This is a genomic window from Dickeya ananatis, from assembly GCF_019464615.1.
Taxonomy (GTDB): domain Bacteria; phylum Pseudomonadota; class Gammaproteobacteria; order Enterobacterales; family Enterobacteriaceae; genus Dickeya; species Dickeya oryzae.
This window is the reverse complement of sequence record NZ_CP040816.1, coordinates 2,827,854-2,844,538: the sequence shown is the minus strand read 5'-3', so window position 1 is coordinate 2,844,538 and position 16,685 is coordinate 2,827,854. Positions and strand designations below refer to the sequence as shown.

General features: G+C 52.0%; 12 protein-coding genes. 11 read left to right on the top strand and 1 reads right to left on the bottom strand.

Going from position 1 to position 16,685, the window contains the following annotated elements:
- Positions 1–137 precede the first annotated feature (137 nt).
- From apbC to asmA, 4 genes are all read left to right on the top strand, one after another.
- Positions 138–1,247, top strand: a complete 1,110-nt coding sequence (gene apbC, locus FGI04_RS12495; RefSeq protein ID WP_012883950.1) for an iron-sulfur cluster carrier protein ApbC — start codon at positions 138–140, stop codon at positions 1,245–1,247.
- 322 nt (positions 1,248–1,569) lie between these two features.
- Entirely contained in the window at positions 1,570–2,211 is a 642-nt protein-coding gene (udk, locus tag FGI04_RS12490) for a uridine kinase (RefSeq protein ID WP_342699558.1), read from the top strand.
- A 102-nt stretch (positions 2,212–2,313) separates the two neighbouring features.
- Positions 2,314–2,895 carry a dCTP deaminase gene (gene dcd / locus FGI04_RS12485; RefSeq protein ID WP_016941903.1) on the top strand — a complete coding sequence of 194 codons (582 nt, stop codon included), beginning with the start codon at positions 2,314–2,316 and terminating at the stop codon, positions 2,893–2,895.
- A gap of 32 nt (positions 2,896–2,927) precedes the next feature.
- Complete coding sequence (gene asmA / locus FGI04_RS12480) at positions 2,928–4,742, top strand: outer membrane assembly protein AsmA (protein WP_407336823.1); 1,815 nt, start codon at positions 2,928–2,930, stop codon at positions 4,740–4,742.
- A 170-nt stretch (positions 4,743–4,912) separates the two neighbouring features.
- On the opposite strand, the gene FGI04_RS12475 is transcribed toward asmA, so the two are convergent.
- Positions 4,913–6,502 (bottom strand): TerC family protein, encoded by a 1,590-nt coding sequence (locus FGI04_RS12475; RefSeq protein ID WP_342699560.1) that lies wholly within the window; start codon positions 6,500–6,502, stop codon positions 4,913–4,915.
- Between the two features lie 1,408 nt (positions 6,503–7,910).
- Here FGI04_RS12475 and FGI04_RS12470 point away from each other — a divergent pair.
- The 7 genes from FGI04_RS12470 to FGI04_RS12440 all read left to right on the top strand — a co-directional run bounded on the left by FGI04_RS12470 (position 7,911) and on the right by FGI04_RS12440 (position 16,680).
- Entirely contained in the window at positions 7,911–9,047 is a 1,137-nt protein-coding gene (locus FGI04_RS12470; RefSeq protein ID WP_342699561.1) for a polysaccharide export protein, read from the top strand.
- 18 nt (positions 9,048–9,065) lie between these two features.
- Positions 9,066–9,500 (top strand): arsenate reductase/protein-tyrosine-phosphatase family protein, encoded by a 435-nt coding sequence (locus FGI04_RS12465; protein ID WP_342699562.1) that lies wholly within the window; start codon positions 9,066–9,068, stop codon positions 9,498–9,500.
- Between the two features lie 16 nt (positions 9,501–9,516).
- Positions 9,517–11,688, top strand: coding sequence for a tyrosine-protein kinase Wzc (gene wzc / locus FGI04_RS12460; protein ID WP_342699563.1), 2,172 nt, complete (start codon positions 9,517–9,519; stop codon positions 11,686–11,688).
- A gap of 204 nt (positions 11,689–11,892) precedes the next feature.
- A complete protein-coding gene (locus FGI04_RS12455) occupies positions 11,893–13,047 on the top strand; it encodes a glycosyltransferase family 4 protein (RefSeq protein ID WP_407336822.1) in 1,155 nt (384 codons plus the stop codon).
- 300 nt (positions 13,048–13,347) lie between these two features.
- On the top strand, positions 13,348–14,550 hold the full coding sequence (locus FGI04_RS12450; protein WP_407321091.1) for a glycosyltransferase: 1,203 nt from the start codon (positions 13,348–13,350) through the stop codon (positions 14,548–14,550).
- A gap of 102 nt (positions 14,551–14,652) precedes the next feature.
- Complete coding sequence (locus FGI04_RS12445; protein WP_407336821.1) at positions 14,653–15,687, top strand: glycosyltransferase family 4 protein; 1,035 nt, start codon at positions 14,653–14,655, stop codon at positions 15,685–15,687.
- Positions 15,688–15,762: 75 nt separating this feature from the next.
- The gene (locus FGI04_RS12440) at positions 15,763–16,680 is read left to right on the top strand and encodes a glycosyltransferase family 2 protein (protein ID WP_342699566.1); all 918 of its coding nucleotides are present in this window, start codon (positions 15,763–15,765) and stop codon (positions 16,678–16,680) included.
- Positions 16,681–16,685: the final 5 nt, after the last annotated feature.

Genomic DNA, 16,685 nt, shown 5'->3' with positions numbered 1-16,685 from the left:
CTCTATGTGGACGTGGACGGAAAGTTGTTCCGTCCTTTTTTCCATTTCTGCGAGCGGTGTGCGGTACACCCACGCGCAAGCGTTCTGTTATGCTAGGGCCGCTGTTAACGACTTTAATTCAAACTCAAGGAGCCGGGATGAACGATAAACTCCCCGCGCAAAACCCCGAGATGTTGCGCGCCATGGTGAATGGCGTACTGTCCTCCTTTTCGCACCCGACGCTGAAAAATAACCTGACCACCCTTAATGCGTTGCATCATTGTGCGTTGCTGGACGATGTGTTGCATATCGAACTGACCATGCCGTTCGTCTGGCTGAGCGGGCTGGCCGATTTAAAAGACAGCGTCAGTGAGGAATTGCTGCGTTTGTGTGGCGCGCGTGAAGTGGAATGGCGTCTGACGCATAACATCGCCACGCTACGTCGCGTTAACAATCAGGCTGGCGTGAAAGGCGTGAAAAATATTATTGCCGTCAGTTCCGGTAAAGGCGGTGTCGGGAAGTCCAGTACTGCGGTGAATATGGCGTTGGCGCTGGCAGCCGAAGGGGCTAATGTCGGTATTCTGGATGCGGATATTTATGGGCCGTCTATTCCTACCATGCTGGGGGCGGCCAGCGAGCGGCCGACATCGCCGGATGGACAGCACATGGCACCGATCATGGCGCACGGGCTTGCCACCAACTCTATCGGCTATCTGGTGACGGACGATAACGCGATGGTATGGCGTGGGCCGATGGCCAGTAAGGCGCTGCTGCAATTGTTGCAGGATACACTGTGGCCGGATCTGGATTATCTGGTGTTGGACATGCCGCCGGGCACCGGCGATATCCAGCTTACGCTGGCGCAGAACGTACCGGTGACCGGGGCGGTTGTGGTCACCACGCCACAAGACATCGCACTGGTGGATGCCATGAAAGGCATCGTGATGTTTGAGAAAGTGAAAGTGCCGGTGTTAGGTATCGTGGAAAACATGAGTGTGCACATTTGCAGTAATTGTGGTCATCTGGAGCCGATTTTTGGTACCGGCGGGGCGCAAAAGCTGGCGGAAAAATACCACTGCGCCTTGCTGGGCCAGTTGCCGCTGCACATTTCATTGCGTGAAGACCTGGATCGTGGCGAACCGACGGTAGTCAGTAAGCCGGACAGTGAGTTTACCCAGTTGTACCGCGAGCTGGCAGGCCAGGTGGCCGCGCAGTTGTACTGGCAGGGGGAAGTCATCCCGACGGAAATCGCGTTTCGCGCGGTTTGACCTTCATGAAGCGGATACCGTGGTAGCGCGGTATCCGTTGCCTTTGGTTATCCGTTGCCTTTGGCATTGGCAAGCCAGTCATGCCAGTGTGTGGTATCCGTCAGGGAATGATGTCTTTGTCAGCGGCTCGGCCTGTGTAATGCTGGCGTGAATCGTGCTAACTCCCTATAATTGCCCGCGTCCAGACACCCCTGACTGTGTTGCGCAATCAACCACGCCTGTTGCTGATGGTTATCCTTCGGTGCACGCTCCCGTGCGAATCGCGCCTGAACCGTTCGGTGTGTCCCCCTCCCTCTTTATTGTTAATCAGGTCTTTATTGCCATGACTGATAAGTCTCGCCAGTGTGTCATCATCGGGATTGCCGGCGCGTCCGCATCCGGAAAAAGTCTTATTGCCAGTACGCTGTATCGTGAATTACGCGATCAGGTCGGTGATGAACACATTGGCGTTATTCCGGAAGACAGCTATTACAAGGATCAATCTCACCTGACCATGGAAGAACGGGTCAAAACCAACTACGACCACCCCAGTTCGATGGATCACAGCCTGTTGCTGCACCATTTGCAGATGCTCAAGGCCGGTCAGCCGATCGCGTTGCCGCAGTACAGCTATGTGCAGCATACGCGTCTGCAGGAAACGCTGCATATGGCACCGAAAAAGGTGATTATTCTTGAAGGCATTCTGCTGTTGACCGATGCGCGACTGCGGGATGAAATGAATTTCTCCATTTTTGTCGATACCCCGCTGGATATTTGCCTGATGCGTCGTATGCGCCGTGATGTCAATGAGCGTGGTCGCTCGATGGATTCGGTCATGGAACAATACAAGAAAACTGTGCGTCCGATGTTCCTGCAATTTATAGAACCGTCAAAACAGTATGCGGACATTATCGTCCCGCGTGGCGGCAAAAACCGTATCGCCATTGATATTCTGAAAGCGAAAATCAGCCAGTTCTTTGAGTAAGCTGTTCGCTGAGAAAATCCTTAAAGCAGGTGGGTTCGGCGTGGTATTTCCGGCGCTGCTGTGGCAGTTTGAATACCTGCAAGAGTCTGACTGGAGAAGATGATGAGACTGTGCGACCGTGACATTGAAGCCTGGCTGGATGATGGCCGCCTGGTGATTACACCACGTCCCCCGATCGAACGGATTAATGGTGCGACGGTGGACGTGCGGTTAGGCAATCAGTTCCGGGTGTTTAGCGGTCATACCGCACCGTTTATTGATCTGAGCGGGCCGAAAGATGAAGTGAGCGCCGCGCTGGATCGCGTCATGAGCGATGAAATTAATCTGGCGGAGGGCGAGGCCTTTTTCCTTCATCCTGGTGAGCTGGCGCTGGCGGTGACGCTGGAGTCGGTGATACTGCCAGATAATCTGGTGGGGTGGTTGGATGGTCGTTCTTCGCTGGCCCGTCTGGGATTGATGGTGCATGTGACAGCGCATCGTATCGACCCGGGTTGGCAGGGACGCATCGTGTTGGAGTTCTATAACTCGGGTAAACTGCCGCTGGCATTGCGCCCGGGGATGATTATCGGCGCATTGAGTTTTGAACCGCTCTCCGGCCCGGCGGCGCGGCCGTATAACCGCCGTGAAGACGCGAAATACAAGGACCAGCAGGGCGCAGTAGCAAGCCGGATAGATAAAGACTAGCTGGGCCAGGTACGACAGCGAATGAGGATGGCATGAGAAGATTGTTTACCACGCTGGTGATCCTGCTGGTGGTGCTGGCCGCAGGCATGACAGCGTTGGTGGTGCTAATCAACCCGAACGATTTTCGGGCTTATATGGTGCGTCAGGTCGAGATGCGTACCGGTTATCGGTTGAATCTGGATGGTGAGCTGCGCTGGCACGTCTGGCCGCAACTGAGCATCCTGTCCGGTAATGTGTCTGTCAGTGCGCCGGGTGCTGTCACACCGGTGATCAACGCCGAAAACATGCGGCTGGATGTGAAACTCTGGCCGCTGTTGTCCCACAAGCTTGAAGTTAAACAGGTGATGTTGAAAGGCGCTGTGATTCGTTTGACGCCGGATAGCGAAGCGCGTCTTGCCAGTCCGGCACCGATTGCACCGGCAGGGCCATCGGCACCGGAGGCCGATACGCCGTGGCATTTCGATATCAATCAGGTTGAAGTGGCCGATAGCGTGTTGGTATTCCAGCGTGGCAACGCACCGGCACTGAATGTGCGGGACATTAACCTGACCATGCGCAGTGATGCGTCCCGGCAGGTGCAGGTATCGCTTTCCAGCCGTTTTAATCGCGATCAGCGCGATTTGTCGTTTTCGCTCGACGCCGTACTGGATATGCAAAACTACCCGCAACAGGTCGCTGCTGATGTCAGTAACATCAGTTACCAGTTGCAAGGCGCGGGTTTGCCCGCAGACGGTATCAGCGGTAAAGGGACGATTCGCGGCAGCTATCAGCGCCAGCCAGAGAAACTGACCGTCAACCAATTCGCACTTAGCGCTAATAACAGCCAGTTGAACGGATCGTTATCGGCGACATTCGGCACAGTACCGGAATATGTGCTGACGTTGCAGTCAGAAAAATTGGATCTGGATGCGCTGCTGGGGCTGGCACATGCTACCTCATCCGGTGACGGCGGGGACAAAGCGGTCATCGCACAACCGGTGTTCTCGCATGACCAACCGCCCGAACCTTATCAGGGCTTGCGTAATTCGATTGCGCGGGTAGCGGTGAACGCGGCGACCCTGGTCTACCGCGGTATGACGGTTAAGGCGTTTGTGCTGAAAGGCAGTAATCAGCGCGGCAAGGTGAGCGTGACGGATTTTAGCGGTCAGATTGGTGAGGGGCGCTTTGCTATACCGGGGACCATGGATGTGTATGCTTCTCCAGTCGTCTCTATTCAACCAACGTTGACCGCTTTGCCGCTCGCTACGCTGTTGCCGGTGTTTGAGCTGCCTGATGGTCTGGATGGGAAACTGAGCCTGCAAGGACGGCTGAGCGGTAATGATCTGTCGCGACAGGCGTTTATCTCTCAGTGGCGGGGCTCTGCATCGGTTCAGGTTGACCAACTGCGGCTTTCTGGGTTGAACATCCAGCAGCTGATCCAGCAAGCGGTCGTGCGTAATAACAACAGCGTTCAAGCCCCTGATGACTATAGCCGTTATACCGATATCCAACAGATGAGTGGTGAGGCAACGCTTAACGCAGGCAAACTGGATTTGCAGTCGTTGTCCGGGCAGTCAGCGGCTCTGACGTTAGAGGGCGATGGTCAGTTCGATTTACCGGCCCAGCGCTGTGACATCAATATGAATGTGCGGGTGAAGCAGGGATGGAAAGGGGATGAGCAGTGGGTGCAGGTATTGCAGGATACCGCTATTCCATTCCGGTTGTACGGTGAGTTCGGTAATCTAAACTACCAGTTGCAGGTCGACCAGGTGCTGCGTAAACGGCTACAGGATGAGATGAAAAAACGTCTGAGTGATTGGGCGGAGAAAAATCAACCTGCCGCAAAGGCCCCTGCCACAAATCCGTAATGTGCCTGCGGCATGTTTGGTGAAATACCATTCTCGGAAAATACGTGTTTTCAGCGAAATGGTATCTTCCGGCGAAATGGTTTTTGATGAAACAAGAAAGGCGACTCAGGTCGTCTTTCTTGTTGTCATTACCCCGTTGCTATGACATACAGACTGATTCGTCGTGTGAGCTACACTTCATAATCCGGCTGCGGGTCAGTTCCGGGGATAATCAGTACCTTCATGATGCGATGACTTTCTACCGCCAGTACCCGGAACAGGGTATTGTCGATATGAACTTCATCCCCTTCCTGGGGAATCTTCTGCGCATACTCCATCAACAGACCCGCCAGCGTGTGGTATTCCCGTTTTTCATCCAGTTGTAGTGGGATGTACATCTGTAGGTCTTCGACCGGCAGGTAGCCGTTGGCGATGAGCGTGCCATCGTCGTTTTCCTGAATATCGTGGCGGGCGTCCAGCTCTTCCCCCTCCAGAGGCAGATTACCGGCAATGGTTTCCATGACGTCGCTCAGGGTGACAACGCCTTCAATAGACCCAAACTCGTCAGCCACAAAGGCGAAATGTGTGTGTGCCTCACGGAATTGTTCCAGCGCCGACAGCAGCGATAATTGTTCCGGAAATACCAGTGGCTGGCGGATCAGTGCCCGCAGATCTAATGCCTGACCGTGCAATTGCTGGCGTAGCAGGTCTATCACGTGTACCACACCTAACGGCTCACTGGACACATGACTGTCGAACATCACCAGCCGGGTGTGTTGGTTTTTCTCCATCAACGCCGGGAAATCGGCGGGATCGCTGTTGATATCCACCTGCTCGATATCATGGCGGATGGTCATGATACTGCTGACAGAACGTTGCGACATGCCGAGTACGCGCTCGATCATGCGTTGTTCCTGCTGGTTAAACACCGGCTGGCTGGCGTTGCTGGTGTTATCCGCTACCCGCTCTGTGGCTGGCTTGTCACGCTCCACTTCGTCATGTTCACCGCGCAGTAATCGCAGTACTGCCTCGGCGGTGCGTTGGCGCAATGGGGTCGATGAAGAGAGAAAACGCCGACGGTTGAATTGTGCCAACTGGTTGAGCATTTCGATCATTACTGAGAAACCAATGGCAGCGTAAAGGTAACCTTTTGGAATCAGGTAACCAAACGCGTCCGCCACCAGGCTGAAGCCTATCATCAGCAGAAAACTCAGGCACAGAATCACGATGGTGGGGTGTGCATTGACGAAACGTGTCAAGGGTTTGCTGGCCAGCAGCATCAGCCCGATGGCGATGGTCACTGCTGCCATCATCACCAGCAGGTGATCTGTCATCCCAACGGCGGTAATCACCGAATCCAGTGAGAATACGGCATCCAGCACCACTATCTGGGCGACTACCGGCCAGAAGCGCGCACCTTTACGTTGGGTTTGCTGCGCCTGATCTTTACCTTCCAGCCGTTCGTTCAGCTCCATCGTGGCTTTGAACAGCAGAAAGAGGCCACCAACCAGCATAATCAGGTCGCGCGCACTAAACGGATGCCCATGAACGCTAAACAATGGGTGAGTCAGCGAGACCAGCCAGGAGATGGAGGACAGCAGCACGAACCGCATCAACAAAGCCAGCAATAATCCGACAACTCGCGCCCGATCGCGTGATTTTTCCGGCAATTTCTCCGCCAGGATGGCGATGAAAACCAGGTTGTCGATACCCAGAACCAGTTCCAGCACCACCAGGGTAGCCAGACCGGCCCACATTGTCGGATCAACGATCCATTCCATAGGCTGAGTTCACCTTTTCCTTTTCAAATTACATGCGCATAGCGTATCAGGCGTTGCGTCGCTCAACCATAACGCGACCGATCTCGATTGATAGATATCAAATTGCCGGGCAACACTAACCTGCGTTTCTTCTGTGAGAACGATCACAATACTTTCAGCAAGATGGAATGCATTGCAATGCATTTTGAGAAACAGAAAAAACAGCAATGAGGTCAAAAAATAATCTATTTCATTAAGGAGGTGCATTATATGCCGAATGCACTAAAACATCGGCAAAATAGCGCAATCAGGGGTCTCATCAGGTGTTCGCTAATGTGTTAACAGCATTATTATATGAAAATGAAATATTTATTAAGATGTCTCCTATATATTTATAGCTTTGTTTTTAAAGGATAAAAATATCTTCCGTCATAAGAAAAATTGCATGGAATGTTAGTATTTTTCCGAAAAAAAACATCAGGGAGATATTTGTCTTGTTATAAACAAATATTTTTTACTACTCTCCGGTGTGGCGATATTGACACAACTTTAAAAATATTTAATTCGAAACTTTAGTGTCATTAATGTTTTTGCAAGCCATTTTACGAGTCAGTTAATGACGAGTCACAGCAATAGCTGGGCGAGTCTGGAACAACATCGAGACAGCGAGTTGGTAGCTACAAGCCAAGGGCGGTAGCGTACCTGAACCGCTCTCCCGCAAGCGTACGCTGATGTTTCAGAATATGCCCTCCATGACGTTGAAACCGTTCAGCTACCGGATTGCCGGTTAGTGATGAGCGAAACGGCGACAAGGTTGATGGGTCCACCGTGAATCCTGACGTGTGGGCTACCTGTTACTCACTTGACTGTAAGGCGATGGCGTAAGCATGTTTACCCTGACACGAAAACCTATACCGCTGGCACAACCAGCGACATTTCCCCTGACCGGCGCAATACTCGCGTCCGCGTCGCCTTGTTCTGCCCACAGCGATATAACCGCGCGGCCTGATGAAACGGCTTGTTTTCGATCGATTCGTTTTCAGTCGACTCGTTTTCAACCGGCTGTTGCCCGCGCGCTCCCTCATTTTTTAAACACTATTTTCAAACACGATTTTCGGATAACAACGCCGCGTTATGCCGCCGTTTTATCCACCACGTCTCCCACGCCGGGAGTATCGCGGGTTGCCGTGCCCGACATTCAGCGGCTTATCCGCTGAAATCACCGTTTTGCTTTCTTTTTGAGCGCGTTGCGATAGCGACGGCGGCTCTGGTTATAAGCATTTGACGTTGGAACAGGAGCGAAAACACATCTCATCAACTCATTACCGATCAACGCATGAGCAAAAGGCATCTGGTTGCCCGAAGCGGGATCGGTCAAGCAATGCTGCTCTTTTGTTTCTCACTTTACTAAAAAGCGATGGCATAAAGGATGTTAAAACCAACACTGAAAGTTATACCGCTGATGTTGTCGGCGACATTCCTGGCGGGTTGTACGCTGGTGCCAGGCACGCACCTTTCTACCAGTGGAAAAGAGGTCATAGAACAGCCGGATGATGATTTCAATATCAATAAGCTGGTCAATATTTACCCTATCACCCCATTGCTGATAGATAAAATGCGCCTGCGACCGGCGATTGCCCAGAATAATCCGTCGCTGGAGGAGGAACTGAAACGCTACGAATACCGTATTGGTATCGGCGATGTACTGATGGTAACCGTGTGGGATCACCCGGAATTGACCACGCCGGCAGGGACTTACCGCACTGCCGCTGACACCGGTAACTGGGTTCACTCCGACGGTACCATTTTTTATCCCTATATCGGCAAGATGCGTGTCGTGGACAAAACCCTGACCGAAGTGCGCGATGAAATCATGCGCCGTCTGGCGCAATACATCGAATCACCGCAGGTAGAGGTCAGCGTGGCTGCATTCCGCTCACAAAAAGCCTATGTGACCGGGGAAGTGGAGCACTCGGGGCAACAACCTATTACCAACGTACCGCTGACGATTCTGGATGCCATCAACAATGCTGGCGGGTTGAGCGAGTTCGCTGACTGGCGCAACCTGGTGCTGACGCATAACGGCAAGGATGAACGGATTTCCCTACAGGCGCTGATGCAAAACGGGGATTTGTCTCAGAATCGCCTGTTGTACCCCGGCGACATTCTGTTTGTACCCCGTAACGACGACCTGAAAGTCTTCGTGATGGGGGAAGTGAATAAACAATCGACCCTGAAGATGGATCGCAGTGGCATGACACTGACCGAAGCGCTGGGTAGCGCAGAAGGGATAAATCAGCTGGTGGCCGATGCGACCGGCATATTTGTTATCCGTCCACTACGCGGCACGCAAGGCCCCAAACTGGCCAACATTTATCAGCTCAACACCAAAGACGCCACCGCACTGGTGATGGGATCCGAATTCCCGTTGCAACCCTATGACGTGGTGTATGTCACCTCAGCGCCGGTCGCACGCTGGAACCGCCTGATTTCGCAACTGGTACCGACCATCAGTGGGTTTAATGACCTGAGCGAAGGCAGTCTGCGCGTTCGTACCTGGCCGTAATTACCGAGGGAGGTGTTGATGTTTAACCGTATTTTGGTCATTTGCGAGGGCAATATCTGCCGTTCACCAACCGGCGAGCGTTTACTCAAACAGGCCTTGCCTGAGAAAACCGTCGCCTCTGCCGGCTGGCGGGCGATGGAGGGGAAACCGGCCGATGAAACGGCCAGTCAGGTCGCCGCTGAGCACGGTGTATCGCTGGGCGGACATGTTGCGCGTCAGTTGACCTCGTCGCTGTGCCGTCATTACGACCTGATTCTGGTGATGGAAAAGGCACACATTGATGCTGTGTGCCGTTTCGCCCCAGAAGTCCGGGGGAAAACGTTGTTGTTCGGGCACTGGTTTAACCAGCAGGAGATCACCGACCCGTACCGCAAGAGCCGGGAAGCCTTTGAGTTTGTGTATACCCAACTTGAACAATCTGCCCGCAAGTGGGCGCAGGCGCTGAGCCGTTAACCAGTCAGGGATTACGATGTCAGAGAGAATTGCCGTGAAAACAGCTGAAGCGGACAAGGCGGATGAAATTGACCTGGGGCGTTTACTGGGCACTGTGCTGGATCACCGCTGGCTCATTATCAGTATCACCACCATCTTTACCATGCTGGGTATTCTGTATGCGCTGTTGGCAACCCCGGTGTATCAGGCGGATGCGATGGTACAGGTCGAACAGAACGTCAGCGATTCGCTTATGAGCGATATTTCCAAAGTGTTGCCGGATACTAAACCGCAGTCCGCGCCGGAAGTCGAGTTGCTCCGCTCCCGGATGGTGGTAGGGAAAACTGTACAGGATTTAGGGTTAGATACCGACGTGGAGCAGCAGTACTTCCCGCTGTTCGGCAAAGGTATCGCCCGTCTGAAAGATGAAGAGCCGGCTCGCGTGGTGGTGTCCCGCTTGTCGGTACCGGACAGCTGGCTGGATGAAAAAATGACGCTGGTGATCGGCGAGGACGGCACCTATCGCTTTAGCGCCGGTAAGGAGGTTGATTTTACCGGTCACATCGGGCAAGTCGCCTCTCAGCATGGCTTTAGTCTGCTGGTGAGTAGTACCGACGCGGCACCGGGAACGGTGTTTACCGTCAGGAAAAAAAATACGCTGACGGCTATCAATGACATTCTGGCGGAATTGTCGGTGGCGGATAAGGGGAAGGATACCGGCGTATTGCAGTTAACGTTGGAAGGCAGCGATCCCGCACTGGTGAAGAAAACGCTGGCCAGTATCAGCGATAACTACCTGCAACAGAATGTGGACCGCAAGTCGGAAGAGGCGGCCAGAAGCCTGGCATTTTTGAAGGAACAATTGCCGCTGGTGCGGGCATCGCTGGAAACAGCGGAAGACAAACTCAATAAGTACCGTCAGCAGAAGGACTCGGTGGATTTGTCGCTGGAAGCCAAGTCAGTGCTGGATACCATCGTGGATGTCGAGTCTCAGCTTAACCAACTGACGTTCCGCGAAGCGGAAATCTCCAAATTGTATACCCGTGAGCATCCGGCTTATCGGGCATTACTGGAAAAACGCGTCACGCTGGAAAAGGAGCGGGACAGCCTAAACCAGCGCGTTAGCAGCATGCCGAAAACTCAGCAGGAAATTGTCCGTCTGACGCGGGATGTGAATGTCGGGCAGGAAGTGTATGTCCAGTTGATGAATAAGCAGCAGGAGTTGAGTATCAATAAAGCCAGCACCGTCGGTAACGTGCGCATTATCGATCCCGCGGTGGTGCAGTTAAAACCGGTGAAACCCAAGAAAACGCTGGTAATTGTGCTGGCCGCAATGCTGGGCGGTGTGGCGGCTATCGGGTTCGTGTTGCTGAAAACGTTGCTGCATCGCGGGATTGAAAGCCCAGAGCAACTCGAAGAGCTTGGCATCAATGTATACGCCAGTGTGCCGCTGTCGGAGTGGCAACAGAAGAAAGATCGGGAATTCGCTGGCAAGAACCGCAAACGCAATGCTCGCTCTGATTCGCTGTTAGCAGTGGGCAATCCAGCCGATTTGGCGATCGAAGCGATTCGTAGTCTGCGTACCAGCCTGCACTTCGCCATGATGGAGGCGAAAAACAATGTGCTGATGATTTCGGGTGCCAGCCCGGGAATCGGTAAATCGTTTATCAGTGCCAATCTGGGGGCGGTGATCGCTCAGGCGGGTCAGCGGGTGTTGATAGTCGACTGTGACATGCGCAAGGGATATGCCCACCATTTGATGGGGTCGACGCCTGAACGTGGGTTGTCGGATGTCTTGTCCGGGCAGATCGAGGCGCAACAGGCACTGCGTACCACAGTGGTGGAGAACCTGTTTTTTATTCCGCGCGGTCAGATCCCGCCAAATCCCTCAGAACTGTTGATGCACAGTCACTTTACCGACTTCATCAACTGGGCGACCCGGCAATTTGACATTGTGCTGTTAGATACGCCGCCCATTCTGGCGGTGACCGATGCAGCAATTATCAGCCGACAGGCGGGGACCTCGCTGCTGGTGGCGCGTTTTGAAACGAATACGCCAAAAGAAGTGGAAATCAGTATCCGGCGTTTTGAGCAGAATGGGGCACCGATCAAGGGGGTTATTCTGAATGCGGTTATCCGTCGGGCATTAAGTTATTACAGCTATGGTTATGATTCTTATCAGTATTCTTACGGTTCAGATAAAAAGTAGTCAGGTGTGTGCATCAGGATGACGCATGTCCTGATGACACACCGAAAGTGCCGGAGCACTGAAAAAAGAGAGAGAAGTAGCAGGGATGTGGCGCTTGCTGTGGTTCCCCTGGCGCTATGTCAGGGATAAGGGGGAACGAGAGTGGCCTGTGTACCTGCACCGGGAATAGGGCGGGTATAAACGATTAGAATAAGGACAGCCAATATGAAAATAATGATTATCAATACCTTATATCATCCCTATAAAGTGGGCGGCGCGGAGGTTTCAGTTAAGTTACTGGCTGAAGCGCTGGTGCAACGCGGTCATCAGGTTCGGGTGTTATGCCTGACGCCTGACTCACAGCGCAGTGAGCAGAGAGTCAATGACGTAGAGGTGTGCTACCTGCCTTTGGCGAACCATTACTGGCCGTTCGACGGGCAACAGCGTTCTTTCGTTCAGAAGATACGCTGGCACCTGAAAGACTACTATAACCGCGATATGCGCAAAATGGTCATGCGTGAGATTCAGGCGTTTTTGCCCGATATCGTTCACACCAACAATATTGCCGGATTTTCAGTGTCGGTCTGGTCAGCGGCGAGAGCCTGCGGGGTGAAAATTCTACACACCAGCCGGGATTATTACTTGTTTCATCATAATGCCACCCTGTTTTCTGAAGGGCGTAATCAGGATCCCGATGCGCCAGCTATCCGCCTGATGTCAGTCATGAAAAAACGGTTGAGTCGTCTGGTCGATGGTTATGTCGGCATCAGCCAGTTTATTAGCGAGATGCATCGTCAGGCCGGCTTTTTTCCTCATGCTCACCATGCCTTTATTTATAACACGGTACCGGCAGTCAAGGGCGGTGGCGAAAATCAGGAGAGCACCGGGCAAACGGACGTCAGGCGAATCGGTTTTATCGGCAAACTGTCGGCGGAGAAAGGATTTGATGATTTTTGCGCGCTGGCCCGGCATTACCATCATCAGCCCGGCTATGCCTTTTATGCCGCAGGCCGCATCACTCAGGATAACCCACTGGTGGAGGTAGCTTGCCAGTGTGGCGTGACATTGCTGGGTTTTGTCAATCTGGAAGACTTTATGCAACAGGTCGATGTGGTGGTGTTGCCGGTGAAATGGCACGAACCGTTCGGTCGCGTGGTGGTAGAAAGCATATTCCATGGAAAGGTGGTCCTGACCAACCGGATGGGGGCGGTGGGTGAACTGGCTGCTATGCTGCCGAACATCTATTTTATGGAGGAGACCTCGGTGGACGATGCGGTGAAGCGTGTTGAGCCGCTTTGTCCTGACATGCTGGCACATTTCACACCCAGCCGGGTCGCGCAAGAATATGAACAGGCGTACCGCAACGTACTGGGTGCCTGAGATACCCACTTAATACCGCTCAATCCAACTGATCAGTGTGTTTCACGTGAGCTGAATCAATCAGCCGTGTATTGATAGACAAAGGCAGTTTCGCTTTTGCCTGTGAAATGATGAATAAAGAAAACGCATAACGTTGCACTGGCTGTCATGGTGCTGCAATCAAGAATGTGGTCTTTAACGCATTGCTTTATTTGCTCTGGGTTAGTTTGGCTATCAATTTGATTCTTAACACCATTTATGTAACACGGAGAAGACGGCCATCGTCTTTGTCGACTCCGTATTCGCCAGGGACAACGCACTATGCGAATTCTGATTATTAATACGTTATATCACCCTTACAAGGTAGGGGGAGCCGAAGTTTCCGTGCAGTTAATGGCGGAAGCGTTGGTTCAACGGCATCACCAGGTACAAGTACTGTGTCTTACGCCGGAAAAGCAGCGCAGTGAAACGGTGATCAATGGCGTTGATGTATGTTATGTGCCGCTAGCTAACGATTACTGGCCGTTTGATGGAGAAAAAAGATCTTTCTGTCAGAAAATACGCTGGCATCTGAAAGATCACTACAACAGTGAGATGCGTGCCACCGTGATGGAGGTCATTCGGGATTTTGCGCCGGATTTGGTTCACACCAACAATCTTGCCGGATTTTCGGTGTCGGCCTGGTCAGCGGCGAAAGCCTGTGGGGTAAAAATTCTGCACACCAGTCGGGATTATTATCTGTTTCATCCTAACGCGACGCTGTTTAGCCGGGGGCGAAATCAGGATCCATCCGCTGCCAGTATTCGTCTGCTGTCCTGGTTGAAAAGACGCTATAGCCGACTGGTGGATGGCTATGTCGGTATCAGCCAGTTTATTTTTGAACGCCATCATCAGGCAGGATTTTTTCCTGGCGTACCTCAATCGTTCATTTATGACATTGTGCTGCCCGCGGTTAACGTTGCTGAACCAGACGCCGCGGTTACGACCAACAGAAAACGCTGGCGTATCGGTTTTATCGGCAAGCTGGCGCGGGATAAGGGATTTGACGAATTTTGCCTGCTGGCACGGCATTACCACCATCATCCTGACTATACCTTCTGTGCGGCGGGGCGTATCACCCCAGACAATCCCTTGGTGGGGGAGGCCCGGAACAGTGGGGTGACGCTGCTGGGCTTTGTGAGCCTGGAAGCGTTTATGCAACAGGTAGACATTGTGGTATTGCCGGTGAAATGGCATGAACCATTCGGCCGGGTAGTGGTAGAGAGTGTGTTTTATGGAAAGAGGGTACTGACTAATCGTATGGGGGCGGTCAGTGAATTATCTACCTTATTACCGAATATTTATTTCATGGAAGAGAGCTCTCTCGAGTCAGTAATTAATAAACATATCAAACCGATCAGTCAGGGGGTATTACATTTTTTCACGCCAGAGAAAATTGCCGGCGAATTTGAATGTGCTTATATGAAAATACTCATGCCTGAATACCATCAGCGCTATTTATCCCCCGCGAAAGGGGAAAAATAAAACACATCAATGTATTAACTCACTTGTATTTGGGTAGGGAATCCCAGCAAAAAAATTTATCTTATCTAAACGGTTTCACTACTTCAGTGTAACCGGAAGGGGATGTCATTCATGTATGTGAATACACGTAATTTACTGGGGCATACTACCGGTGTGCAGCGTTATACCAGAAAGATTATTGATTATATTTCCACTGAGGGTGTCAGGGTGGCATCAATACAGCCTGATAAGGTTATTTATGGTATGAAGGGGCATTTATGGGAGCAATTTTCTTTGCCAATGAGTATCTCTTCACGCGAAGTGTTATGGTCTCCTTGTAATACTGGGCCTTTATTGATTAAAAATCAGATTGTCACTATTCACGATACCGTACCCTTTGATCATCCTGAATGGTTGAATAAAAAATTCGTGGCCTGGTATCAATTTATGCAACCGCGTCTGGCGAAAAAAGTAGAACACATCATCACTATTTCTGAATTTTCCCGAGAACGCATCATCCACCATTTACGCGTGCCTGCCAGTAAGGTGTCGGTGATTTATAACGGTGTGGATGTGTTACAGCCAGAGGCTGACGTTAGTGAAACGGGAAAAAGTCTGCCGGTGGTGGATGGTGATTACTTGCTGTCGGTGGGCTCACTGGAACCACGGAAAAATATTCCCCGATTAATCAAGGCATTTCTACGATTCAGGCAGGAAAGCCACACTGATATGCGTCTGGTGATTGTGGGTAAGAAAGGCGTCTCACGGGTTTTTGAGGATGACGGGACGCAAGCGTTGGCCGACAACCCGGCGGTGGTATTTACCGGCCATGTCAGTGATGAAGCATTGGTGAGTTTGTATCAGCACGCGCGCGGCTTCTGCTACCCCTCGATGTACGAAGGTTTTGGTTTACCGCCGCTTGAAGCCATGTGCTATGGCCTGCCGGTATTGACCAGTAACACCACATCAATGAAAGAGTTGTGTGAAGAACGGGCGATCCTGGTTGACCCATTGTCGGTGGAATCTATCGCCGAGGGGATTCACCAGTTGGTGGCCGGTCAAGGGCCGACGGGGATGCGGGAAAAGGGTGAGGCGTTCGCGCGATCGCTGACCTGGAAGCGGTGTGCATCTGAAACGTTACGCGTACTGGAGCATTGAGACTTTTGTTGTGTAACCAAACCAATAGCGTTTTCGCTATTCCTGTGTGCCATTCAGATGTGCAAGAGAAGCGATATGAAAGTCAACTTTGTCGTTCCGGTATATAACGGCGGCAGTATCTGGGAGCAGTGTGCGTCGGCGCTGCATGCCTGTCTGGTCGCTGAAAAATTGTCACCTCAGCAGGTGCTGGTCATTGATTCGTCATCACGGGACAACTCGCTTGATGTCGCTGCCCACTATGGTTTCCGCTGTCACTCGATTACCTCCGCCGAATTTAATCACGGTGGCACACGTAACCTCGGTGTGGAAATGAGCGGCGGAGATGTGGTGGTGTTCCTGACCCAGGATGCGATTCCCCAGCCTTATTTTATTCGTGAGATTGTGTCGGCATTTGCTGATGAGCGGGTTGCCGTGGCGTATGGACGTCAGCTACCACATGACGATGCCAACCCGCTGGCCCGTCATGCGCGCGGCTTTAATTACCGTTCTCGCAGTCAGATTATGGGGATGATGAATAAGGCGCAGCATGGCATCAAGACTGTGTTCAGTTCGAACTCGTTTGCCGCCTACCGGGTGAAGGTGTTCCATGAATTAGGTGGATTCCCGTCCAACACGATTCTCAGTGAGGACATGTATCTGGCAGCCCAGGCGGTACTGGCGGGATATCGGGTCGCTTATGTCGCACAAGCAGCGGTTAAGCATTCGCATAATTACACGCCGATAGAGGAATTTAAACGTTATTTCGATATTGGTGTTTTCCACTGTGACGAAAAATGGATTAGGGAGGCGTTTGGCGGTGCTGGCGGCGAAGGTACGCGGTTTATTTTTTCCGAGCTCCGTTATCTGATGAAAAAAAATCATTATCTGTGGATCCCTCGTGCCTGCGTGCACAATGCCCTGAAAATTGCGGGATATAAGTTAGGGCAGCATTATCAAAAAATACCTCATGGCTTAATCAGGAAACTGAGTATGCATAAAAGATTCTGGCAATAACTTCT

Excerpts from the sequence above, each read along its gene's own strand:
- FGI04_RS12475 (WP_342699560.1), bottom strand. The coding sequence starts at position 6,502 with ATGGAATGGATCGTTGATCCGACAATGTGGGCCGGTCTGGCTACCCTG.
- FGI04_RS12470 (WP_342699561.1), top strand. The coding sequence starts at position 7,911 with ATGTTAAAACCAACACTGAAAGTTATACCGCTGATGTTGTCGGCGACA.
- FGI04_RS12455 (WP_407336822.1), top strand. The coding sequence starts at position 11,893 with ATGAAAATAATGATTATCAATACCTTATATCATCCCTATAAAGTGGGC.
- FGI04_RS12450 (WP_407321091.1), top strand. The coding sequence starts at position 13,348 with ATGCGAATTCTGATTATTAATACGTTATATCACCCTTACAAGGTAGGG.
- FGI04_RS12465 (WP_342699562.1), top strand. The coding sequence starts at position 9,066 with ATGTTTAACCGTATTTTGGTCATTTGCGAGGGCAATATCTGCCGTTCA.
- wzc (WP_342699563.1), top strand. The coding sequence starts at position 9,517 with ATGTCAGAGAGAATTGCCGTGAAAACAGCTGAAGCGGACAAGGCGGAT.
- FGI04_RS12445 (WP_407336821.1), top strand. The coding sequence starts at position 14,653 with ATGTCATTCATGTATGTGAATACACGTAATTTACTGGGGCATACTACC.
- apbC (WP_012883950.1), top strand. The coding sequence starts at position 138 with ATGAACGATAAACTCCCCGCGCAAAACCCCGAGATGTTGCGCGCCATG.
- FGI04_RS12440 (WP_342699566.1), top strand. The coding sequence starts at position 15,763 with ATGAAAGTCAACTTTGTCGTTCCGGTATATAACGGCGGCAGTATCTGG.
- udk (WP_342699558.1), top strand. The coding sequence starts at position 1,570 with ATGACTGATAAGTCTCGCCAGTGTGTCATCATCGGGATTGCCGGCGCG.
- dcd (WP_016941903.1), top strand. The coding sequence starts at position 2,314 with ATGAGACTGTGCGACCGTGACATTGAAGCCTGGCTGGATGATGGCCGC.
- asmA (WP_407336823.1), top strand. The coding sequence starts at position 2,928 with ATGAGAAGATTGTTTACCACGCTGGTGATCCTGCTGGTGGTGCTGGCC.